The sequence below is a fragment of the Variovorax atrisoli genome, assembly GCF_014195185.1.
In the GTDB taxonomy this organism is placed as follows: Bacteria; Pseudomonadota; Gammaproteobacteria; order Burkholderiales; family Burkholderiaceae_C; genus Variovorax; species Variovorax atrisoli.
The window spans coordinates 48,740-70,023 of record NZ_JACIBG010000003.1; the positions used below are offsets into that span (position 1 = coordinate 48,740).

Sequence of the window (21,284 nt, forward strand, 5' to 3'; positions counted from 1 at the left end):
CCGAGGTCGGCCGCGTCAGTGGGCCAGCGTCGCCACGATCGCGTCGTAGCACAGCGTCATCAGCCCGCCGGGCAGGATGCCCAGGATCAGGATCAGCGCGCCGTTGATCGTCAGCACGGTACGCACGTCGCGCGGTGCAGACACGGTGGTGGCCGTGACGGGCGCGTCGAAGTACATGACCTTGACCACGCGCAGGTAGTAGAACGCGCCGATCAGCGACATCATCACCGCGAACACGGCCAGGCCGATGTAGATGGCGTGGCCCGAAGCGATCAGCGCCTGCAGCACGGCCAGCTTCGCGTAGAAGCCGACCAGCGGCGGCAGGCCCGCCAGCGAGAACATCGCGATCGACATCACGCCGGCGTACAGCGGGCTGCGCTGGTTCAGGCCGGCGAGATCGGTGATCTCCTCGCTCTCGAAGCCTTCGCGCGCCAGCAGCAGGATGATGCCGAAGCTCGCCAGCGTGGTCAGCACGTAGGTCACGATGTAGAACATCGCGGCGCTGTAGGCGTACTGGGCGTTGTACGTGCCCTGCTGGTCCGAGCCGGCGACCAGGCCGAGGAGCATGAAGCCCATCTGCGAGATCGTCGAGTAGGCCAGCATGCGCTTGAGGTTGCTCTGCGCGATGGCGGCCAGGTTGCCGACCAGCAGCGAGGCGATGGCCAGCACGGCGAGCATCTGCTGCCAGTCGATGGCCAGCGGCTGCAGCGCGTCGACCAGCAGGCGGATGATGATCGCGAAGGCGGCCAGTTCGGGCGCGGCGCCGATCAGCAGCGTGATCGCCGTCGGTGCGCCCTGGTAGACGTCGGGCACCCACATGTGGAACGGCGCAGCACCCACCTTGAAGGCCAGGCCGGCGACGATGAACACCAGGCCGAACACCAGCACCTGGTGGTTCACCTTGCCGCTGGCGATGGCCTTGAACACCTCGTTCACGTCGAGCGAGCCGGTAGCGCCGTACATCATCGACAGGCCGTAGAGCAGGAAGCCGCTGGCCATGGCGCCGAGCACGAAGTATTTCATGGCGGCTTCGCTGGCGACCGCGTTGTCGCGGCGCAGCGCCACCAGGGCGTAGCTCGAGAGCGTCAGCAGTTCGAGGCCCAGGTAGATCAGCAGGAAGTTGCTGCCCGAGATCATCACGAACATGCCCAGCAGCGCGAACATGCTAATGGTGAACATTTCGCCGCCGCGCAGCATCTCGCGATCGGCCGCATAGGGACGGCCGTAGACCAGCGTGACCATCAGCGCCACGGTGGAGAAGCACTTGAGCCAGTTGCCCATCGGGTCGCTGACCACCATGCCGCCGAAACCGTAGATGGTCTTGCCTGCGGAGGCGTGCAGCCCCGACAGGACGGCCACCACGGCCAGGGTGAGCAATGTCAGCACATACGTGCGGGTACGGCGCGGGCTCGTGTCCGACAGGTCGACCAGCGCAATGATGCAGGCCATGACCAGCAACACGATTTCGGGGTAGATCGTGACCCAGCTGAGTTTGTCAATCATCTCGTTCTCTTCTTCAGCGTGGCATCAGGAGGGCAGCTTCGAAACAGCCACGTGGCGCAGCAGCTCGGTCACGGAGGCGTCCATCGCGTCGGTGAACGGCTTCGGGAACAGGCCCATCCACAGCACGGCGATGGCCAGCAGTGCCAGCATCAGGAATTCGCGCGAATTGATGTCGCTGAGTTCCTTCACGTGGTCGTTGCCAACCGGTCCCAGATACACGCGCTTGTACATCCAGAGGGTATAGGCGGCGCCGAAGATCAGCGCGGTGGCCGCACCCAGGCCGATCCAGAAGTTGGCCTTCACGGCACCCAGGATCACCATCCACTCGCCCACGAAACCGGCGGTGCCCGGCAGGCCGCAGTTGGCCATGGCGAACAGCAGCGCGAACGCGGCGAACTTGGGCATGGTGTTCACCACGCCGCCGTAATCGGCGATCTGGCGCGAGTGCACGCGGTCGTACAGCACCCCGATGCCCAGGAACATGGCGCCCGAGACGAAGCCGTGGGCAATCATCTGCACGATGCCGCCGGACACGCCAAGCTCGTTGAAGATGAAGAAGCCCAGCGTCACGAAGCCCATGTGCGCCACCGACGAGTAGGCCACCAGCTTCTTCATGTCCTGCTGCACCAGCGCCACCAGGCCGACGTAGATCACGGCGATCAGCGACAGCGCGATCATGAGCCAGGCCCACTCGTGCGAGGCGTCGGGAGCGATGGGCATCGAGAAGCGCAGGAAGCCGTAGGCACCCAGCTTCAGCATGATCGCGGCCAGCACGGCGGAACCGCCCGTGGGCGCCTCGACGTGCACGTCGGGCAGCCAGGTGTGCACCGGCCACATCGGCACCTTCACCGCGAAGGCGGCGAAGAAGGCGAAGAACAGGAAGGTCTGCGCGGTCGCACCCAGCGGCAGCTTGTGCCACGACAGGATGTCGAAGCTGCCGCCCGACTTGTTGTACAGGTAGATCAGCGCCACCAGCATCAGCAGCGAGCCGAGCAAGGTGTAGAGGAAGAACTTGAAGGCCGCGTAGATCTTGTTCGGGCCGCCCCAGATGCCGATGATCAGGTACATCGGGATCAGCGTGGCTTCGAAGAAGACGTAGAACAGCACGCCGTCGAGCGCGGCGAACACGCCGATCATGAGGCCCGACAGGATCAGGAACGCACCCATGTACTGGTTCACGCGCTCGGTGATCACCTCCCAGGCCGAGATCACCACGATGACCGTGATGAACGACGTCAGCAGCACCAGCCAGAGCGACAAACCGTCGACCCCGAGGTGGTAGTTGACGTTGAAGCGCGAGATCCAGCCCGTCTTCTCGACGAACTGCATCGCGGCGGTGCCGTTCTGGAAACGCGTGAACAGCGGCACCGTGACCAGGAAGCTCACGATGGAACCGACGAGCGCGACCCAGCGCACGCCCCTGGCGTGCTCGTCACGGCCAAACGCCAGCAGCACGGCACCGAATGCGATCGGCACCCAGATGGCAAGGCTCAACAAACCCATTTTTCTTTTTCTCCAGCGCTAGGCTCAGCGTTTGAACCAGACGAAGTACGTCATCAGGATGAAGACGCCGAGCAGCATCGCGAAGGCGTAGTGATAGATGTAGCCCGACTGCATCCAGCGCACCACACCCGAGATACGACCCACGATCTTCCAGGAACCGTTCACCACGGCACCGTCGATCAGGGCCTGGTCGCCGCCCTTCCAGAGGCCGGTACCCAGGGCGCGCGTGGCGCGGGCGATGACGTTCTCGTTGAACCAGTCCATGTAGTACTTGTTCTCGAGCAGGCGGTAGATCGGACCGAAGGCACGCTTGATCGCCGCCGGCAGCGCCGGGTTGATCATGTACATGTACCAGGACAGGACCACGCCGGCCAGCGCCAGCCAGAACGGCGCCGTCTGCAGGCCGTGGATGGCCATGGCCACCGGACCGTGGAAGGCTTCTTCCAGCTCCTTCATGGCGTGATGCTTGGAAGCGTCCACGAAGATCGCGTTCTTGAAGAACTCGCCGAACAGCATCGGCTCGATCGTCATGAAGCCGATCACCACCGAGGGAATCGCCAGCAGCACCAGCGGCAGCCAGACCACCCAGGGCGACTCGTGCGGCTTGTGGTCGTGGCCATGGCCGTGATCGTCATGACCGTGGCCATGGTCGTCATGGTGCGCATCGGGGTTCTGGTCGTAGCGTTCCTTGCCGTGGAAGACCAGGAAGTACATGCGGAACGAGTAGAACGCCGTGATGAACACGCCGGCCAGCACCGCGTAGTAGGCGAAGTTCGCGCCCCACAGGTGGCTTTCGTGCACCGCCTCGATGATGCTGTCCTTCGAGTAGAAGCCCGAGAAGAACGGCGTGCCGATCAGCGCGAGCGAACCCAGCAGCGAGGTGATCCAGGTGATCGGCATGTACTTGCGCACGCCGCCCATCCAGCGGATGTCCTGGTTGTGGTGCATGCCGATGATGACCGACCCGGCACCGAGGAACAGCAGCGCCTTGAAGAACGCGTGCGTCATCAGGTGGAACACCGCGACCGAGTAGGCCGAGGCACCGAGCGCCACCGTCATGTAGCCGAGCTGCGAGAGCGTCGAATACGCGACCACGCGCTTGATGTCGTTCTGGATGATGCCCAGGAAGCCCATGAAGAGCGCGGTGATGGCGCCGATCACGAGGATGAAGCTCAGGGCCGTGTCGCTCAGTTCGAACAGCGGCGACATGCGCGCCACCATGAAGATGCCGGCCGTCACCATGGTCGCTGCGTGGATCAGCGCGGAAATCGGGGTCGGGCCTTCCATCGAGTCGGGCAGCCACACGTGCAGCGGGAACTGGGCGCTCTTGCCCATCGCGCCGATGAACAGGCAGATGCAGATCACCGTGATGAGCATCCACTCGGTGCCCGGGAAGGTGATGCCGGCCAGGGTGCCCGCCTTGGCGAAGGCTTCGGTGTAGTTCAGCGTGCCGGCATACGCGGCGATGAGGCCGATGCCGAGGATGAAGCCGAAGTCGCCCACGCGGTTGACCAGGAAGGCCTTCATGTTCGCGAAGATCGCAGTCGGCTTGTTGAACCAGAAACCGATCAGCAGATACGACACCAGGCCCACCGCCTCCCAGCCGAAGAACAGCTGGAGCATGTTGTTGCTCATCACGAGCATCAGCATCGAGAAGGTGAACAGCGAGATGTACGCGAAGAAGCGGTTGTAGCCGTCGTCCTCTTCCATGTACCCGATGGTGTAGATGTGGACCATCAGCGACACGAAGGTCACGACGCACATCATCATGGCGGTGAGGCCGTCGACCATGAAGCCGACTTCCATCTTCAGGCCGCCGACCACCATCCATTCGTAGATGGTCTGGTTGAAGCGGGCGCCGTCGGCGATCACGCTCTTGAGCGTCATCGCCGAGATGATGAAGGCGACCAGCACGCCCAGGATGGTCAGCGAATGCGTGACCTTGCGGCCGATGTGATTGCCGCCGAACTTCGTGCCGAACAGGCCTGCGACGGCTGCGCCGACCAGGGGTGCCAGCGGCACGGCCAGCAATGTGGATGCGGAAAGGGTTGCGCTCATGTTGCTGTCAACCCTTGAGCGAGTTGAGTTCGTCGACGTTGATGTTCGACTTGTTGCGGAACAGCAGGACCAGCAGCGCCAGCCCGATGGCCGACTCGGCCGCGGCCACCGTCAGGATGAAGAACACAAAGATCTGGCCGTGCATGTCGCCCAGGAAGTGCGAGAACGCCACGAAGTTCATGTTGACCGCCAGCAGCATCAGCTCGATGGCCATCAGCAGCACGATCAGGTTCTTGCGGTTCAGGAAGATGCCGATCACGGACAGCGCGAAGAGCATCGCGCCGAGCGAAAGAAAGTGTCCGAGCGTGAGCGTCATGCCTTGTTTTCCTTTGCAGCGTCCGCAGCTTCAACCACAGGCTCCGCTGCACGCGTTGCCGGCATCTGCACGATGCGCACGCGGTCGCGCGCCTTCACGCGGACCTGGTCGGCCGGGTTGACGTACTTGCTGTCCTTGCGGGTGCGCAGCGTCAGTGCGATGGCGGCCACGATGGCCACGAGCAGGATGACCGCGGCGATTTCCAGCGGGTAGAGATATTCGGAGTAGAGCAGCTTGCCCAGTTCGAGCGTATTGGAAGTGTTGGCCCCCGCTGCGACGGCTGCGGCACGCGGCTCGCCCAGGCGGAAGCCGCCCATGAGCACGGCCGCCATTTCGAGCGCGATCAGCGCACCCACGCCCGCCGCCAGCGGGAAGTGCTTCCAGAAGCCCTCCCGCAAGCTGTCGACGTTGATGTCCAGCATCATCACCACGAACAGGAACAGCACCATCACGGCGCCCACATACACGAGCACGAGCGAGATCGCGAGGAACTCGGCGCGCAGCAGCAGCCAGATGGCCGATGCCTGGAAGAAGGCCAGAACCAGGTACAGCGCTGCGTACACGGGGTTGCGGGCGGTGATGACGCGGAATGCTGCGAACAGCAGCACCACGGCAAACAGATAGAACAGACCGGTCTTGACGTCCATTGGAATTCGAATTGGTACGGGTTTCGGGCTGAACCGGGTCAGCGGTACTTGGCGTCAGCCGCCTTGTTCGCTGCGATTTCCTTCTCGTAGCGGTCGCCCACGGCCAGCAGCATGTCCTTGGTGAAGTACAGGTCGCCGCGCTTCTCGCCGTGGTATTCGAAGATGTGCGTCTCGACGATCGAGTCGACCGGGCAGCTCTCTTCGCAGAAGCCGCAGAAGATGCACTTGGTCAGGTCGATGTCGTAGCGCGTGGTGCGGCGCGAGCCGTCGTCGCGCACGTCCGATTCGATGGTGATCGCCAGCGCCGGGCAGACGGCCTCGCACAGCTTGCAGGCGATGCAGCGCTCTTCGCCGTTCTCATAGCGGCGCAGTGCGTGCAGGCCGCGGAAGCGCGGCGACAGCGGCGTCTTCTCTTCGGGGAACTGCACCGTGATCTTGCGGGCGAAGGCGTACTTGCCGGTGATGGCCAGGCCCTTGAACAGCTCGAACAGCATGAAGCTGCTCAGGAAGTCCTTGAGCGAGAAAGGCGCGGATGGTGTTGCGGTGTGCGCAGCAGACATGATGTTGGCGCTCCCTGTTATTTCCAGATGTTGAACGGCGTCTGCATCCAGCCACCGACCACGACCAGCCACACGAGCGTGACGGGAATGAAGATCTTCCAGCCCAGACGCATGATCTGGTCATAGCGGAAGCGCGGGAACGTCGAACGCACCCACAGGAACATGGTGACCACGCAGAAGGTCTTGAGGCCCAGCCAGATCCAGCCCGGGATGAAGCTCAGGAACTCGAACGGCGGCAGCCACCCGCCGAGGAACAGCACCACGGTCAGGATCGAGACGAGCCACATGTTGGCGTACTCGGCCAGGAAGAACATCGCGAAGCTCATTCCCGAGTACTCGATCATGTGGCCGGCCACGATTTCGGATTCGCCTTCCACCACGTCGAAGGGGTGGCGGTTGGTTTCGGCGAGGCCCGAGATGAAGTAGACGACGAAGATCGGCAGCAGCGGCAGCCAGTTCCACGACAGGAAGCCGACGCCCGTGTTGGCGAACATGCCCTTGCCCTGAACGTTGACGATCTCGGTCATGTTCAGGCTGCCGGTGACCATCAGCACCACGACGAAGCAGAAGCCCATCGCGATTTCGTAGCTCACCATCTGTGCCGAGGCACGCAGCGCGCCCAGGAAGGCGTACTTCGAGTTCGATGCCCAGCCGGCGATGATCACGCCGTACACCTCGAGCGAGGTGATGGCCATCACGAACAGCAGGCCGGCGTTGATGTTGGCCAGCGCCACGTCGGGGCCGAAGGGAATCACCGCCCATGCGGCGAGCGCCGGCATGATGGTCATGATCGGGCCGAGCAGGAACAGGCCCTTGTTGGCGACCGTCGGAAGGATGATTTCCTTGGTCATCAGCTTGAGCGCGTCGGCGATCGGCTGGAGCAGGCCCAGCGGGCCGATGCGGTTCGGGCCGATGCGGATCTGCGTGAAGCCGATGGCCTTGCGCTCCCACAGCGTGAGATAGGCCACGGCCAGCATCAGCGGAATGACCACGACGATGATCTTGATCAGCGTCCAGACCACGGGCCAGACCACGCCGGTCCACCAGCCCGCGGCCACCAGGCCCTGGCCGAAGCCGTGAATGGTGTCGACGATCATGCCAGTGCCTCCTCGGCACCAGCCGACACGTTCGAGCCGGCCAGCGCATTGCGCGCGTCGGCAGTCAGTTGGAGCGACGGTGCACGGCGCACGATCGAATCCAGCTGGTAGATGCTCGCGACCACCGGGGCAGCGGCTGCACCTTCGGAAGCCACCGCGTTCGCGGACGTGGCGTTGCTCAGCGCATTCGCGGGCACCGCGCCGTTTTCGCCGACGGCGGCCAGCACTTCAGCGGTCGATTCGAACGCGAAGCCAGGCAGGCCCAGCAGGTTGGCAAGCACGCGCAGCACCTTCCAGGCCGGGCGGGTCTCGCCCAGGGGCTTCACCACGGCGTGGAAACTCTGGACGCGGCCCTCGGCATTGATGAAGGTGCCGGGCGTTTCGGTGAACGGGGCGATCGGAAGCAGCACGTCGCTGAACTCGAGGTTGGCCTTGAAGGGGCTCAGCGTGACGACCATCTGCGCATTGCCGATGACATCGGCAGCAGCGGCGCCGGCTGCCGAGTCGAACACGGGTTCGGTGTTCAGCAGCATCACGGCCTTCAGTCCGGAACCGGCGGCGAGCATGCGGCCGGCATCGAGGCCGCCGTTCTTCGGGAATGCGCCGACGACCTGCGCGCCCACGGTGTTGGCGGCTTCGGTCAGGTAGCCGACGGTCGCGCCGGTCTGCGCGCCGATCCAGTTCGCCAGTGCCAGCAGGCTGCTGGCCTGGGCATGGTGCGCGGCGGCATTGCCGAGCAGGATCGCCTTGCGCTCGCCGCTCAGCAGCGAGGCAGCGATCGCCTTGGCGGCTGCGTCGGGGGCATTCTTCGGCGCCAGCGGAGAGGCTGCGCCGTTGGTTTCGCCGATGGCGGCTGCCACTGCGGCAAGCGCCTCGACCCACTGGCCGGCATCGACGATGCTCGACTGCGCCACGTTGATGGCCCAGGCGTCGCGGTCGGCCATCAGGCTGGCCGAGGTGATCACCGACAGCGCGGCGCCCTTGCGCACGGCCTGGCGGATGCGCTGCGCGAACAGCGGGTGTTCCTTGCGCAGGTTCGAGCCCACGACCAGCGCGCGCTGCACTTGCGTCAGCGAAGCGATCGAGGTGCCGAGCCAGCGCACGCCTTCGAAGGCCGCGAATTCGGCGTTGCGCAGGCGGTAGTCGATGTTGTCGCTGCCGAGCTCACGCGTGAGCATGGTCGCGAGCTGCAGCTCCTCGAGGGTGCTGTGCGGGCTGACCAGCGTGCCGATGCTCTGCGCGCCGTGGTCGGCCTTGATCTGCTTGAGGCCGTTGGCGACGTACTCGAGTGCCGTCTGCCAGTCCACCTGCTGCCATTGGCCGCCCTGCTTCAGCATGGGCTGCGTCAGGCGCTCGGGGCCGTTGAGCGCTTCGTACGAGAAGCGGTCGCGGTCGGCGATCCAGCATTCGTTGACGTCTTCGTTCTCGAGCGGCACCACGCGCATCACGCGGTTGTTCTTGACCTGGACGATCAGGTTGGCGCCGGTGGAGTCGTGCGGGCTCACCGACTTGCGGCGCGAGAGTTCCCAGGTGCGAGCGCTGTAGCGGAAGGGCTTGCTCGTGAGCGCGCCGACCGGGCAGATGTCGATCATGTTGCCCGAGAGCTCGGAGTCGACCGATTCGCCCACGAAGGTTTCGATTTCGGAGTGCTCGCCGCGGTTCGACATGCCGAGCTCCATCACGCCGGCCACTTCCTGGCCGAAACGGACGCAGCGCGTGCAGTGGATGCAGCGGCTCATCTCTTCCATGCTGATCAGCGGGCCGACGTCCTTGTGGAAGACGACGCGCTTTTCCTCTTCGTAGCGCGAAGAGGAGCCGCCGTAGCCGACGGCCAGATCCTGCAGCTGGCATTCACCGCCCTGGTCGCAGATGGGGCAATCCAGCGGGTGGTTGATCAGGAGGAACTCCATGACCGACTGCTGCGCCTTGATGGCCTTCTCGCTCTTGGTGCGGACGATCATGCCCTGCGTGACGGGCGTGGCGCAGGCCGGCATCGGCTTGGGCGCCTTCTCCACGTCCACGAGGCACATGCGGCAGTTGGCCGCGATGCTCAGTTTCTTGTGATAGCAGAAGTGCGGAATGTACGTGCCGGCCTTGTCGGCCGCATGCATGACCATGCTGCCTTCGGCGACTTCGACCTTCTTGCCGTCGAGTTCGATTTCAACCATATGTGTGTTTCTCGCGCTCAGGCCTTGACGGGCGCTTTCGGTACGTAGCCCGGGATCAGGGCCTCGAACTCGTGACGGAAATGCTTGATCATGGCGCGCACCGGCATCGCCGCCGCGTCGCCGAGAGCGCAGATCGTGCGGCCCTGGATGTTGTCGGCCACCGAGTTCAGCAGGTCCATGTCGGACGCCCTGCCCTGCCCGTTGTGGATGCGGTCCACCACGCGGTAGAGCCAGCCCGTGCCTTCGCGGCAGGGCGTGCACTGGCCGCAGGACTCGTGCATGTAGAAGTACGACAGGCGGCGCAGCGACTCGACCATCGAGCGGCTGTCGTCCATGACGATGACCGCGCCCGAGCCCAGCATGGAGCCGGCCTTGGAGATGGAGTCGTAGTCCATCGTGCATTCCATCATGATCGACGCAGGCAGAACCGGAGCGGACGAACCGCCGGGAATCACCGCCTTCAGCGTGCGGCCCTTGCGAACGCCGCCGGCCAGCTCCAGGAGCTTGGAGAACGGCGTGCCCATCGGGACTTCGTAGTTGCCGGGCAGCTCGACGTCACCGCTCACCGAGTAGATCTTGGTGCCGCCGTTGTTCGGCTTGCCGCATTCGAGGTAGGCCTGGCCGCCGTTGCGGATGATCCAGGGCACCGCAGCGAAGGTCTCGGTATTGTTGATGGTAGTCGGCTTGCCGTACAGGCCGAAGCTCGCGGGGAACGGCGGCTTGAAGCGCGGCTGGCCCTTCTTGCCTTCCAGCGATTCGAGCAGCGCGGTTTCCTCGCCGCAGATGTAGGCACCGAAGCCATGGGCCGCGTGCAACTGGAAGTTGTACGTGCTGCCCATGATCTTGTCGCCGAGGTAGCCCGCGGCGCGCGCCTCTTCGAGGGCTTCCTCGAAGCGGTCGTAGGTCTGGAAGATCTCGCCGTGGATGTAGTTGTAGCCCACGCTGATGCCCATCGCATACGCGGCGATGGCCATGCCCTCGATCACGATGTGCGGGTTGAACTGCAGGATGTCGCGGTCCTTGCACGTACCCGGCTCGCCTTCGTCGGAATTGCAGACGAGGTACTTCTGGCCCGGGAACTGGCGGGGCATGAAGCTCCACTTCAGGCCGGTCGGGAAACCCGCACCGCCGCGGCCGCGCAGGCCGGAGGCCTTGACCTCGGCGATCACCTGGTCGGGCGTGAGGCCCTCGGTCAGGATCTTGCGCAGGGCCTGGTAGCCGCCGCGCGCCTCGTAGTCGGCCAGGCGCCAGTTGGTGCCGTCGAGGCCGGCATAGATCTGCGGCTCGATGTGGCGGTCATGGAAACAGGTCTGGACGCCCGTCGCCTGGAACTGCTGGAGCACTTGTTCGGGTGACATCAGGAAGCCTCCCCCTTGGTGGCCGGCGCGGCGTTGCGCAGGCCGTCGACCAGCTGGTCGAGCTTCTCGTTGCTCATGAAGCTGCACATCGTGCGGTCGTTGACCAGCATCACGGGCGAATCGGCGCAGGCGCCCAGGCATTCGCTCTGCTGCAGGGTGAACAGGCCGTCGGGCGTGGTCTCGCCCATCTTGATGCCGAGCTTCTTCTCGAGGTGCACGAGGGCCGTGACGCCGTCGCGCAGCTGGCAAGGCAGGTTGGTGCACACGTTGAGCTTGAACTTGCCCACCGGATGCTGGTTGTACATGTTGTAGAAGGTCGTCACCTCGTGCACGGCGATGGGCGCCATGCCGAGGTACTCGGCGATCTCGCGCTCGCGCTGCAGGCTGACGTAGCCCTCGTCCTGCTGGACGATGGACAGGCAGGCCATCACGGCCGACTGCTTGCCCGCTTCGGGGTATTTCGCCACCTCGCGCGCAAAGCGTTCGAGGATCTCAGGCTTCAACGGCGCCGAGGGCGCCGTGTCATGGTGGGTCGAGGAAGTCGTCATTCGCTCTTTCTCACCTGTCGATCTCGCCGAACACGATGTCCATCGTGCCGATCACCGCGACAGCGTCGGCGATCATGTGACCGCGCGACATTTCGTCGAGGGCGGCGAGGTGCGGAAAACCAGGGGCGCGGATCTTCAGGCGGTACGGCTTGTTGGCGCCGTCGCTCACCAGATAGATGCCGAACTCGCCCTTCGGATGCTCGACGGCGGCATAGGCCTGGCCTTCGGGCACGTGAAAGCCTTCGGTGAAGAGCTTGAAATGGTGGATCAGCTCCTCCATGTTCGCCTTCATCGATTCGCGCGCAGGCGCGGCGACCTTGTGGTTGTCGGTGATGACAGGACCGGGGTTGGCGCGCAGCCAGGCCGCGCACTGCTGGATGATCCGGTTGGCCTGGCGCATCTCCTCGACGCGGACCAGATAGCGGTCATAGCAGTCGCCGGTCTTGCCCACGGGCACGTCGAACTGCATGCGGTCGTAGACGTCGTAGGGCTGCTTCTTGCGCAGGTCCCATTCGATGCCCGAGCCGCGCAGCATGGGGCCGGTGAAGCCGAGGTTCAGCGCGCGCTCCGGCGAAACCACGCCGATGCCCACGGTGCGCTGCTTCCAGATGCGGTTGTCGGTGAGCAGCGTCTCGTACTCGTCAACCATCTTCGGGAAGCGCTTGCAGAAGTCGTCGACGAAGTCGAGCAGCGAGCCCTGGCGGTTCTCGTTGAGCTTCTCGATCGCCTTCGCATTCTTGATCTTGCTGGCCTTGTAGCGCGGCATCGCGTCGGGCAGATCGCGATAGACGCCGCCCGGACGGAAGTACGCCGCGTGCATGCGCGCACCGGAGACGGCTTCGTACATGTCGAACAGGTCTTCGCGCTCGCGGAAGCAGTAGATGAGCATGTTCATCGCACCGCAGTCCAGACCGTGCGCGCCGAGCCACAGCAGGTGGTTGAGCAGGCGGGTGATCTCGGCGAACATCACGCGGATGTACTGCGCGCGCTCGGGCACTTCCAGACCCAGCATGCGCTCGATGGCGAGGCAGTAGGCGTGCTCGTTGCTCATCATCGACACGTAGTCGAGACGGTCCATGTACGGCAGCGACTGAATGAAGGTCCGCGTCTCGGCGAGCTTCTCGGTCGCGCGATGCAGCAGGCCGATGTGCGGGTCGGCGCGCTGGATGACTTCGCCGTCCAGCTCGAGCACCAGGCGCAGCACGCCGTGCGCCGCCGGATGCTGGGGACCGAAGTTGAGTGTGTAGTTCTTGATTTCGGCCATATCAGTCAGTGCAAGCCGCTGCCGTAGTTGTCTTCGCGGATCACGCGCGGGGTGATTTCACGCGGCTCGATGGAAACCGGCTGGTAGACCACGCGCTTCTGCTCTTCGTCGTAGCGCATCTCGACGTGACCCGACACCGGGAAATCCTTGCGGAACGGGTGGCCGATGAAGCCGTAGTCGGTCAGCAGGCGACGCAGGTCGTCGTGGCCTTCGAAAACGATGCCGTAGAGGTCGAATGCTTCGCGCTCGAACCAGGTGGCGGAGTTCCACACCGATTGCAGCGAATCGACAACCGGGAAATCGTCGCTCGGCGCAAACACCGTCAGGCGCACGCGCTGGTTGAGGCTCACCGACAGCAGATGGGAGACCACGCCGTAGCGCTCGCCCTGCCATTCGCCTTCACGGTAGTCGGAATAATCCATGCCGCACAGGTCGATCAGCTGCTCGAAGCGGCAGCCGGGCGCATCGCGCAGCAGCAATGCAGCTTCGAGGTAGTCGGCAGCGCCGACCACCACATTCACCTCGTCGAGTGCGACGGTCACGCTCTTGGCCTTGGCGCCGAGCGTCTCGGCGACGGTGGCGCGCAGCACCTCCGGCGAAATTGCAAAGTCAGTCATCGTCGGCAATCCCTCAGGCGCGGGCAATGGTGTTGGTGCGGCGAATCTTCTGCTGCAGCTGGATCACGCCGTAGAGCAAGGCCTCGGCGGTGGGCGGGCAACCCGGCACGTAGACGTCGACCGGCACGATGCGGTCGCAACCGCGCACGACGGAATAGCTGTAGTGGTAGTAGCCACCGCCATTCGCGCACGAACCCATCGAGAGAACCCATCGCGGCTCGGGCATCTGGTCATAGACCTTGCGCAGCGCCGGCGCCATCTTGTTGCACAGCGTGCCCGCCACGATCATCAGGTCGGACTGGCGCGGGCTCGGCCGGAACAGCATGCCGAAGCGGTCGATGTCGTAGCGCGCGGCACCCGCGTGCATCATCTCCACCGCACAGCATGCGAGACCGAAAGTCATCGGCCAGAGAGAACCGGTTTTCGCCCAGTTGACGACCGAGTCGTAGGTCGTGGTGACGAAACCTTCTTTGAGAACGCCTTCAATGGCCATCGTGTTTCTTCCTTGTCATTCCCAGTCGAGCGCGCCCTTTTTCCACTCGTAGGCGAAGCCCACGACGAGGATGGCGAGAAAGATCATCATGGCCCAGAAGCCGACGACACCGATCTCCTTGAGCGCAATAGCCCACGGGAAGAGAAATGCGATTTCGAGGTCGAACAGGATGAAGAGAATCGCAACGAGGTAGTAGCGCACGTCGAACTTCATGCGCGCATCCTCGAAGGCCTCAAAGCCACACTCGTAGGGGGAGTTCTTCGCGGTGTCGGGCCGATTGGGGCCGAGAATGTATCCGATGACCTGAGGGGCGACGCCTACGCCGACTCCGACCAGAATGAACAAAAGGACGGGGAGGTAGGAGTCGAGATTCATCGAGAGTTTTTCACCGCTTGCCACCGGCAGGAAGAACCTCTGAATGAGGTTTTCCGCCGATGAGATTTGGTGCGGTCGGCGAGACTCGAACTCGCACAGCTTTCGCCACTACCCCCTCAAGATAGCGTGTCTACCAATTTCACCACGACCGCGGTTTTTGCTGTTCGGATGGCATGAGGTACCTGCAAGAGGAATTTGGCTTTCCGAACAGATTTAGAGTTTACCCTGAAATGGAGCCATTTCTCACGGGCAACTCATGAAAACGAGTTGATTACTTGCTCGGAATCTGCCCCGCACCCGAAACAGGGGCTGCAGGAGCCGAAGCAGGAGCATTCGGAGCTGCCGCACCGGGGATCTCGTTGGCCGCACCAGAGGCAGGAGCAGCGGGCGCACCCACTGCTGCGCGCTCCAGAAGACTGCCACCGCCAGCAGGACGCGCATGGCTGAAGTAGGCCAGCAGCAGCGTGCACGCGAAGAACACGGCCGCAAGCACTGCGGTGGTGCGCGACAGGAAGTTGGCACTGCCGCTGGCACCGAAAAGGCTGCCCGCACTGCCGCTGCCGAAGGCCGCGCCCATGTCGGCGCCCTTGCCGTGCTGGATGAGGATGAGGCCGATCATCGCGAGTGCTGCAAGCATCTGCACGCCGACCAGAAGGTTGAGGACCACGTTCATTCGTTCTTACTCCTAACTTGATGCAACCGTTGCGCGCTCAGTGCGCAGCGGCGGAAATGATCTGCAGAAAATCGGGCGCCTTGAGCGATGCGCCGCCGATGAGGCCGCCATCGATGTCGGCCTGCGCCAGCAACTGGGCCGCGTTCGCCGCGTTCATGCTGCCGCCATAGAGAATGCGGATGCCGGCCGCGTGTTCGCTGGCCGCATGATGCAGCTGCGCACGCAGCACCGCGTGCACCGCCTGCGCCTGCTCGGGCGTGGCAGTCTTGCCGGTGCCGATGGCCCAGACGGGCTCATAGGCCACCACGATCTCGCTGATGCAATGGCCGTTCACGTGAATGACGGCAGCCAGCTGACGCTTCACCACCTCTTCGGTCTGCTCTGCTTCGCGCTGAGCCAGCGTCTCGCCGACGCAGACGATCGGCGTGATGCCGTTGGCCAGCGCCGCTGCGGTCTTGGCGGCAACCACCTCGTCGGTCTCGCCGTGGTACTGGCGACGCTCGGAGTGGCCGACGATCGCATAGCGCACGCCGAAATCCTTCAGCATCGCCGCCGACTGCTCGCCCGTGAACGCACCTTGCGGGTGCGCAGAGACGTCCTGTGCACCGAGCGCGATGGCCGGCGAGCCGGCCAGCAGCGACTGCAGCTGCGCGAAATACGGAGCGGGCGCGCAAAGCGCCACGTCGCAAACGGCCGGATTCGCGGCCAGGCCCTGCTGGAGGGCCTTCACCAGCGCCTCGTTGGCAGCCAGGCTGCCGTTCATCTTCCAGTTGCCGGCGATCAATTTCTTCTTGGTCGTCATCGCATTCTTCTTGTCATTGCTCACCACGTCAGCACGATCTTGCCGATGTGCTGGTTCGATTCCATCAGCGCATGAGCCTGGGCCGCGCCGCTGGGCTCGCCCGCTGCAGCAAAGGTGCTGTGGATCACGGGCTTGATCGCACCGCTCTCCAGCAGCGGCCACACCTTCTCGCGCAGCGCCTTGGCAATGGCGCCCTTGAACGCAACGGGCCGCGGACGCAGCGTCGAGCCGGTGATCGTGAGACGCCTGCGCAGCACGAGGCCCGCATTGATCTCGCTCTTCACACCGCCCTGCACCGCGATGATCACCAGCCGGCCGTCCTCGGCCAGGCATTCGATCTCGCGTGCCACGTAGTCGCCGGCGACCATGTCGAGCACCACGTCCACACCCTTGCCGCCGGTCAGCTTCTTCGCCTCTTCGACGAAGTCGCTGGTGCGGTAGTTGATGGCGTGGTCGGCGCCGAGCTTCCTGCAGGCATCGCACTTGTCGTCGCTGCCGGCGGTGACGATCACCGTCGCACCGAGCGCCTTGGCGATCTGGATCGCCGTGACGCCGATGCCGCTGGAGCCACCCTGGATCAGCAGCGTCTCACCCTTCTGGAGGCGACCGCGTTCGAACACGTTGCTCCAGACGGTGAAGAAGGTCTCGGGCAGCGAAGCAGCCTCGATGTCGCTCCAGCCCTTGGGCACCGGCAGGCACTGGGCCACGGGCGCCACGCACAGCTCGGCATAGCCGCCACCCGCGATCAGCGCGCAGACGCGGTCGCCGACCTTGAAGCCGGCCTCGGCCAGCGCCGCGGCATCACCCGACACGATCTCGCCAGCCACTTCGAGGCCCGGCAGATCGGAGGCGCCCGGCGGCACCGGGTAGTGCCCCTTGCGCTGCAGCACGTCGGGGCGATTGACGCCACTCGCAGCGACGCGGATCAGCAGTTCGCCGGCGCCCGCGACGGGGTCGGGGCGCTCGGCGACGCGCAGCACCTCGGGGGCGCCGTACGAAGTGATTTCAATGGCTTTCATGGTCTTTCGGCCTCCAGCGCCCGCAGATGGGGCGCAGCTTGACGTTCAAAAGATGAAGAGGCGGCAATGGCGGCTGCATGCACAGCCGCCACGCTCGCACCCTTCTTACTCCTGAGGCTCGCGCGGAGCTTGCTGCTGCGGCTGCTCGCCGGCCGGCGCTTCGCTGCGCGGCTGTTGCTGCTGTTCGTTGAAGCGAGGCGCGCGTTCGCCGCGATCGCCGCCGCGGTCACCACCACGCTCGCCGCGATCACCACGGTCTCCGCGGTCGCCACGCTCACGACGCTCGCCGCGCTCTTCGCGCGGGGGACGCTCGCTGAACTCCATGCCGGCCGGACGCTCGGTCAGGGCCTTCATGGACAGCTTCACGCGGCCCTTGTCGTCGGTTTCGAGAACCTTGACCTTCACGATCTGGCCTTCGCTCAGGTAGTCGGTCACTTTCTCGACGCGCTCGTGCGCGATCTGGCTGATGTGCAGCAGGCCGTCCTTGCCGGGCAGCAGGTTCACGAGCGCACCGAAGTCCAGGATCTTCGTGACCGGGCCTTCGTACACCTTGCCGATCTCGACCTCGGCCGTGATCTGCTCGATGCGCTTCTTGGCCATCTCGGCCTTTTCCGGATCGGTCGAGGCGATGGTGATGGTGCCGTCCTCGTCGATGTTGATCGTCGTGCCGGTCTCTTCCTGCAGGCCGCGGATGACCGCCCCGCCCTTGCCGATCACGTCGCGGATCTTCTCGGGGTTGATCTTCAGCGTGGTCAGGCGCGGTGCGAACTGCGACACGTCGGCCTTGGCCTCGCCCATCGCTTCCTGCATCTTGCCGAGGATGTGCATGCGCGCTTCCTTGGCCTGCGCCAGCGCGACCTGCATGATTTCCTTGGTGATGCCCTGGATCTTGATGTCCATCTGCAAGGCGGTGATGCCGTTGGTCGTGCCGGCCACCTTGAAGTCCATGTCGCCCAGGTGATCTTCGTCGCCCAGGATGTCGGTCAGCACCGCGAAGCGGTTGTCTTCCTTGATCAGGCCCATGGCGATGCCCGCCACGTGCGCCTTCATGGGCACGCCGGCGTCCATCATCGAGAGGCAACCGCCGCACACCGATGCCATCGACGACGAGCCGTTCGACTCGGTGATCTCCGACACCACGCGGACCGTGTAGGGGAACTCTTCCTTGTTCGGCAGCACTGCGACCAGCGCGCGCTTGGCCAGGCGGCCGTGGCCCACTTCGCGGCGCTTGGTGGAGCCCATGCGGCCCACTTCACCGGTGGCGAAGGGAGGCATGTTGTAGTGGAACAGGAAGCGGTCTTCGTACTCGCCGGCCAGCGCATCGATGCGCTGCGCGTCGCGTTCGGTGCCCAGCGTGGTCACGACCAGCGCCTGCGTCTCGCCACGCGTGAACAGGGCCGAACCGTGGGTGCGGGGCAGCACCGAGTTGCGGATCTCGATGGGGCGCACGGTGCGGGTGTCGCGGCCGTCGATGCGCGGCTCGCCCGACAGGATCTGGCTGCGCACGATCTTCGATTCGATGGCGAACAGCAGGTCGGAGACCTTGCCGGAGTCGAATTCGACGCCTTCGGCCTTCAGGGCCTCGAGCACGCTGGCGTTGGCTTCGCGCAGGGCCTGCGTACGGGCCTGCTTGCTGCGGATTTGATAGACGGCGCGCAGCTTGTCCTCGGCCAGGCCCTTGACCTTGGCGACGAAGGCTTCGTCTTCGGCGGGCGGCTGCCAGTCCCACACGGGCTTGCCGGCGTCGCGCACGAGTTCATGGATCGCGTCGATCGCGATGTTGGCCTGCTCGTGGCCGAACACCACGCCACCGAGCATCACTTCTTCGCTCAGCTGCAGGGCTTCGGATTCGACCATCAGCACGGCGGCTTGCGTGCCGGCCACCACCAGGTCCATCTGCGAATCCTTGCGGGCGGTCTGGCCCGGGTTCAGCACGTACTGGCCGTTGATGTAGCCCACGCGCGCAGCGCCGATCGGGCCGTTGAACGGCACGCCGGAGATCGACAGCGCGGCGCTCACGCCGATCATGGCGGCGATGTCGGCGTCGACTTCGGGGTTCAGCGAGATCGTGTGCACGACCACGTGCACTTCGTTCAGGAAGCCTTCGGGGAACAGCGGGCGGATCGGGCGGTCGATCAGGCGGCTGGTCAGCGTTTCGTGCTCGCTGGGCTTGGCTTCGCGCTTGAAGAAGCTGCCGGGGATCTTGCCGGCGGCATAGGTCTTCTCGATGTAGTCGACGGTCAGGGGGAAGAAGTCCTGGCCGGGCTTGGCCGACTTGGAGGCGACAACGGTCGCGAGGATGACGGTGCCCTCGATGTCGACGAGCACGGCGCCGCTGGCCTGGCGGGCGATTTCGCCCGTTTCCATGACGACGGTTTTGCCGCCCCATTGGAACGACTTGGTGACTTTGTTGAAGAGGCTCATGTTTGCTCCTGTTTTGATAGCGAACTACACGGAGTCCGCAGGTGACGGAGGCTTCTCAGAACACGATGCCATTCCAGCGAAGCTCGGCGGGAACTTCATTGGAATGACACAGCTTCGCTCTGTTTGGGCACTCCGAAAATGGATCGCGAAGTAAAAAACGCCTGAGCTAGCGGACTAACCCAGGCGTTTCTTCATGCGATTTGGATTACTTGCGCAGACCCAGCTTGGCGATCAGCGCGGTGTAACGGTCGGCGTCCTTGGACTTCAGGTAGTCGAGGAGCTTGCGGCGGCGGCTCACCATGCGCAGCAGGCCGCGGCGACCGTGGTGGTCCTTGGCGTGCGTCTTGAAGTGGGGGGTGAGCTCGTTGATGCGGGCGGTCAGCAGTGCGACTTGCACTTCGGGGCTGCCGGTGTCGTTGGCGGCACGGGCGTTGTCCTTGACAACTTCGGCCTTGATGGAGGCTGCGATCATGTTGATTTCCTTGTTCCTGGGTGTTTGACTTGCGGCAAGGGCTGGAACTGCCCTCGCCGTGCGCCTTGCGGCATGCAAAGCCTTGGAATTATAGCCCGACCGTCCCGTCGGGGCTTTTGTGCCCCTTCGCGCGGCCGGGAGCCCCCCGTCGAGGGAACCCAATCGCAGCGCCGGAGTGCCGTCCTGCCCTGCCTGCTTCTTCTGTTTCCTACTTCTGCCGCGCCAGCCAGTCGCGCAGCCGCTCCACGCCCTTCACCAGCCGCTGCGGGTCCTTCGAGGCGAAGCACCAGCGCAGCCAGCCCTGCGCCTCGGGCGCGAAGGCGTTGCCCGGCGCGAGCCCCAGGCCGGCCTCGGCCACCAGCCGCTTGGCCACCTCGAGCGAATCGCCGAAGCCTTCGAGGCGGAAGAAGGCATACATGCCGCCCTTGGCCGGCGCCACCTGCACGCCCGGCAGCGCGGCCAGCAATGGCACCAGCGTGTCGCGGCACTGCTTCAGGTGGGCCACCACGCGTGGCGTGATCTCCGCCGTGTGCTCGATGGCGGCAATGGCGGCGCGCTGCGTGAACACGCTGGCGCAGGAGGTGTTGAACTCGATCAGCTTGCCGATGCCATCCACCATCGACGGCGGCAGCACCAGCCAGCCCAGGCGCCATCCGGTCATGAGGAAGCTCTTGGAGAAGCTGTGGGTGACCACGAGCCGGTCGTCCGGCTTCGAGATGTCGAGGAAGCTGGGGGCGCAGGCGTTGGGGGTGGGCTCGAAGTAGAGCCGTTCGTACACCTCGTCAGCCAGGATCCAGGTGCCGGTCTGGCGGCAGTGGTCGAGCACGGCCTGCTGCTCGTCGCGGCTCATGGTCCAGCCCGTGGGATTGTTCGGTGCGTTGACGATCAGCAGCTTCGTCTTCGACGTGACCGCTTCGCGCAGCGCCTGCAGGTCGAGCGTCCACTGCCCGTTCACCGGCACAAGCGGCAGCGTGCGCACATGCGCGCCCATGATCGCGGGCTGCGCCGTCAGGTTGGGCCACACCGGCGTGACGGCGACCACTTCGTCGCCCGCATCGACAAGCGCCTGCACCGCCAGCATCAGCGCACTCACGCCGCCCGAGGTGACGGCGATGCGCGAGGCATCGACCTTGGGGTGCAGCCCGCTGGCATAGCGCGCGATGGCTTCGCGCAGCTCGGGCAGGCCGAGGTTGTGGGCATAGAAGGTCTCGCCGCGCTGCAGCGATTCGATGGCCGCCTGGCGGACCACCTCGGGGGTGACTTCGTCGCTCTCGCCGAACCAGAAGGCCAGCACGTCGCTGCGGCCCATGCCGGCATTGGCGACTTCGCGGATCTTCGATGCTTCGAGGTTGTGGATGGCTTCACGCATGTCGACAGTTCCTGTTGT

Annotated in this window: 20 protein-coding genes and 1 tRNA gene; all 21 read right to left on the reverse strand. The window is 64.6% G+C overall.

The features are described 5' to 3' along the window. Positions 1-15 precede the first annotated feature (15 nt). Entirely contained in the window at positions 16-1,503 is a 1,488-nt protein-coding gene (nuoN, locus tag FHY06_RS11355; protein ID WP_019653380.1) for an NADH-quinone oxidoreductase subunit NuoN, read from the reverse strand. A gap of 24 nt (positions 1,504-1,527) precedes the next feature. Beyond that, positions 1,528-3,006 (reverse strand): NADH-quinone oxidoreductase subunit M, encoded by a 1,479-nt coding sequence (locus FHY06_RS11360; RefSeq protein WP_019653381.1) that lies wholly within the window; start codon positions 3,004-3,006, stop codon positions 1,528-1,530. A 24-nt stretch (positions 3,007-3,030) separates the two neighbouring features. Continuing rightward, entirely contained in the window at positions 3,031-5,064 is a 2,034-nt protein-coding gene (gene nuoL / locus FHY06_RS11365; protein WP_019653382.1) for an NADH-quinone oxidoreductase subunit L, read from the reverse strand. A gap of 7 nt (positions 5,065-5,071) precedes the next feature. Beyond that, positions 5,072-5,380, reverse strand: a complete 309-nt coding sequence (gene nuoK, locus FHY06_RS11370; RefSeq protein ID WP_019653383.1) for an NADH-quinone oxidoreductase subunit NuoK — start codon at positions 5,378-5,380, stop codon at positions 5,072-5,074. Next, positions 5,377-6,027, reverse strand: a complete 651-nt coding sequence (locus FHY06_RS11375; RefSeq protein WP_019653384.1) for an NADH-quinone oxidoreductase subunit J — start codon at positions 6,025-6,027, stop codon at positions 5,377-5,379. The genes nuoK and FHY06_RS11375 overlap by 4 nt, the downstream gene beginning before the upstream one ends. 38 nt (positions 6,028-6,065) lie before the next feature. Next, positions 6,066-6,587 carry an NADH-quinone oxidoreductase subunit NuoI gene (nuoI, locus tag FHY06_RS11380; protein WP_019653385.1) on the reverse strand — a complete coding sequence of 174 codons (522 nt, stop codon included), beginning with the start codon at positions 6,585-6,587 and terminating at the stop codon, positions 6,066-6,068. A gap of 17 nt (positions 6,588-6,604) precedes the next feature. Further along, positions 6,605-7,684, reverse strand: coding sequence for an NADH-quinone oxidoreductase subunit NuoH (gene nuoH / locus FHY06_RS11385; protein WP_221404234.1), 1,080 nt, complete (start codon positions 7,682-7,684; stop codon positions 6,605-6,607). Beyond that, positions 7,681-9,852, reverse strand: coding sequence for an NADH-quinone oxidoreductase subunit NuoG (gene nuoG, locus FHY06_RS11390; protein ID WP_019653387.1), 2,172 nt, complete (start codon positions 9,850-9,852; stop codon positions 7,681-7,683). Before nuoG ends, nuoH begins: the two co-directional genes overlap by 4 nt. Positions 9,853-9,869: 17 nt before the next feature. After that, positions 9,870-11,210, reverse strand: coding sequence for an NADH-quinone oxidoreductase subunit NuoF (gene nuoF / locus FHY06_RS11395; RefSeq protein ID WP_019653388.1), 1,341 nt, complete (start codon positions 11,208-11,210; stop codon positions 9,870-9,872). Continuing rightward, the gene (locus tag FHY06_RS11400; RefSeq protein WP_019653389.1) at positions 11,210-11,758 is read right to left on the reverse strand and encodes an NADH-quinone oxidoreductase subunit NuoE family protein; all 549 of its coding nucleotides are present in this window, start codon (positions 11,756-11,758) and stop codon (positions 11,210-11,212) included. The genes nuoF and FHY06_RS11400 overlap by 1 nt, the downstream gene beginning before the upstream one ends. Before the next feature lie 10 nt (positions 11,759-11,768). Continuing rightward, positions 11,769-13,022 (reverse strand): NADH-quinone oxidoreductase subunit D, encoded by a 1,254-nt coding sequence (locus FHY06_RS11405; RefSeq protein ID WP_019653390.1) that lies wholly within the window; start codon positions 13,020-13,022, stop codon positions 11,769-11,771. A gap of 5 nt (positions 13,023-13,027) precedes the next feature. Further along, entirely contained in the window at positions 13,028-13,639 is a 612-nt protein-coding gene (locus FHY06_RS11410; protein WP_019653391.1) for an NADH-quinone oxidoreductase subunit C, read from the reverse strand. Between the two features lie 13 nt (positions 13,640-13,652). Then, entirely contained in the window at positions 13,653-14,132 is a 480-nt protein-coding gene (locus tag FHY06_RS11415) for a NuoB/complex I 20 kDa subunit family protein (protein ID WP_007837763.1), read from the reverse strand. A 15-nt stretch (positions 14,133-14,147) separates the two neighbouring features. Further along, entirely contained in the window at positions 14,148-14,507 is a 360-nt protein-coding gene (locus FHY06_RS11420) for an NADH-quinone oxidoreductase subunit A (protein WP_184605116.1), read from the reverse strand. 67 nt (positions 14,508-14,574) lie between these two features. Further along, positions 14,575-14,659 (reverse strand) — tRNA-Leu (locus FHY06_RS11425). Positions 14,660-14,778: 119 nt separating this feature from the next. Then, complete coding sequence (gene secG, locus FHY06_RS11430; RefSeq protein WP_019653393.1) at positions 14,779-15,180, reverse strand: preprotein translocase subunit SecG; 402 nt, start codon at positions 15,178-15,180, stop codon at positions 14,779-14,781. A 37-nt stretch (positions 15,181-15,217) separates the two neighbouring features. After that, a complete protein-coding gene (tpiA, locus tag FHY06_RS11435; protein ID WP_184605118.1) occupies positions 15,218-15,982 on the reverse strand; it encodes a triose-phosphate isomerase in 765 nt (254 codons plus the stop codon). Positions 15,983-16,002: 20 nt separating this feature from the next. Beyond that, positions 16,003-17,001 carry an NAD(P)H-quinone oxidoreductase gene (locus tag FHY06_RS11440; protein ID WP_019653395.1) on the reverse strand — a complete coding sequence of 333 codons (999 nt, stop codon included), beginning with the start codon at positions 16,999-17,001 and terminating at the stop codon, positions 16,003-16,005. A 105-nt stretch (positions 17,002-17,106) separates the two neighbouring features. Next, positions 17,107-19,425: a polyribonucleotide nucleotidyltransferase gene (pnp, locus tag FHY06_RS11445; RefSeq protein ID WP_019653396.1), complete on the reverse strand. Its 2,319-nt coding sequence runs from the start codon at positions 19,423-19,425 to the stop codon at positions 17,107-17,109. Positions 19,426-19,630: 205 nt separating this feature from the next. After that, positions 19,631-19,897 (reverse strand): 30S ribosomal protein S15, encoded by a 267-nt coding sequence (gene rpsO, locus FHY06_RS11450; RefSeq protein ID WP_007837783.1) that lies wholly within the window; start codon positions 19,895-19,897, stop codon positions 19,631-19,633. A gap of 208 nt (positions 19,898-20,105) precedes the next feature. After that, on the reverse strand, positions 20,106-21,266 hold the full coding sequence (locus tag FHY06_RS11455; RefSeq protein ID WP_019653397.1) for a pyridoxal phosphate-dependent aminotransferase: 1,161 nt from the start codon (positions 21,264-21,266) through the stop codon (positions 20,106-20,108). Positions 21,267-21,284: the final 18 nt, after the last annotated feature.

Coding starts and splice junctions, on each gene's coding strand:
- nuoN (WP_019653380.1), bottom strand. CDS start 1,503: ATGATTGACAAACTCAGCTGGGTCACGATCTACCCCGAAATCGTGTTG.
- FHY06_RS11360 (WP_019653381.1), bottom strand. CDS start 3,006: ATGGGTTTGTTGAGCCTTGCCATCTGGGTGCCGATCGCATTCGGTGCC.
- nuoL (WP_019653382.1), bottom strand. CDS start 5,064: ATGAGCGCAACCCTTTCCGCATCCACATTGCTGGCCGTGCCGCTGGCA.
- nuoK (WP_019653383.1), bottom strand. CDS start 5,380: ATGACGCTCACGCTCGGACACTTTCTTTCGCTCGGCGCGATGCTCTTC.
- FHY06_RS11375 (WP_019653384.1), bottom strand. CDS start 6,027: ATGGACGTCAAGACCGGTCTGTTCTATCTGTTTGCCGTGGTGCTGCTG.
- nuoI (WP_019653385.1), bottom strand. CDS start 6,587: ATGTCTGCTGCGCACACCGCAACACCATCCGCGCCTTTCTCGCTCAAG.
- nuoH (WP_221404234.1), bottom strand. CDS start 7,684: ATGATCGTCGACACCATTCACGGCTTCGGCCAGGGCCTGGTGGCCGCG.
- nuoG (WP_019653387.1), bottom strand. CDS start 9,852: ATGGTTGAAATCGAACTCGACGGCAAGAAGGTCGAAGTCGCCGAAGGC.
- nuoF (WP_019653388.1), bottom strand. CDS start 11,210: ATGTCACCCGAACAAGTGCTCCAGCAGTTCCAGGCGACGGGCGTCCAG.
- FHY06_RS11400 (WP_019653389.1), bottom strand. CDS start 11,758: ATGACGACTTCCTCGACCCACCATGACACGGCGCCCTCGGCGCCGTTG.
- FHY06_RS11405 (WP_019653390.1), bottom strand. CDS start 13,022: ATGGCCGAAATCAAGAACTACACACTCAACTTCGGTCCCCAGCATCCG.
- FHY06_RS11410 (WP_019653391.1), bottom strand. CDS start 13,639: ATGACTGACTTTGCAATTTCGCCGGAGGTGCTGCGCGCCACCGTCGCC.
- FHY06_RS11415 (WP_007837763.1), bottom strand. CDS start 14,132: ATGGCCATTGAAGGCGTTCTCAAAGAAGGTTTCGTCACCACGACCTAC.
- FHY06_RS11420 (WP_184605116.1), bottom strand. CDS start 14,507: ATGAATCTCGACTCCTACCTCCCCGTCCTTTTGTTCATTCTGGTCGGA.
- secG (WP_019653393.1), bottom strand. CDS start 15,180: ATGAACGTGGTCCTCAACCTTCTGGTCGGCGTGCAGATGCTTGCAGCA.
- tpiA (WP_184605118.1), bottom strand. CDS start 15,982: ATGACGACCAAGAAGAAATTGATCGCCGGCAACTGGAAGATGAACGGC.
- FHY06_RS11440 (WP_019653395.1), bottom strand. CDS start 17,001: ATGAAAGCCATTGAAATCACTTCGTACGGCGCCCCCGAGGTGCTGCGC.
- pnp (WP_019653396.1), bottom strand. CDS start 19,425: ATGAGCCTCTTCAACAAAGTCACCAAGTCGTTCCAATGGGGCGGCAAA.
- rpsO (WP_007837783.1), bottom strand. CDS start 19,897: ATGATCGCAGCCTCCATCAAGGCCGAAGTTGTCAAGGACAACGCCCGT.
- FHY06_RS11455 (WP_019653397.1), bottom strand. CDS start 21,266: ATGCGTGAAGCCATCCACAACCTCGAAGCATCGAAGATCCGCGAAGTC.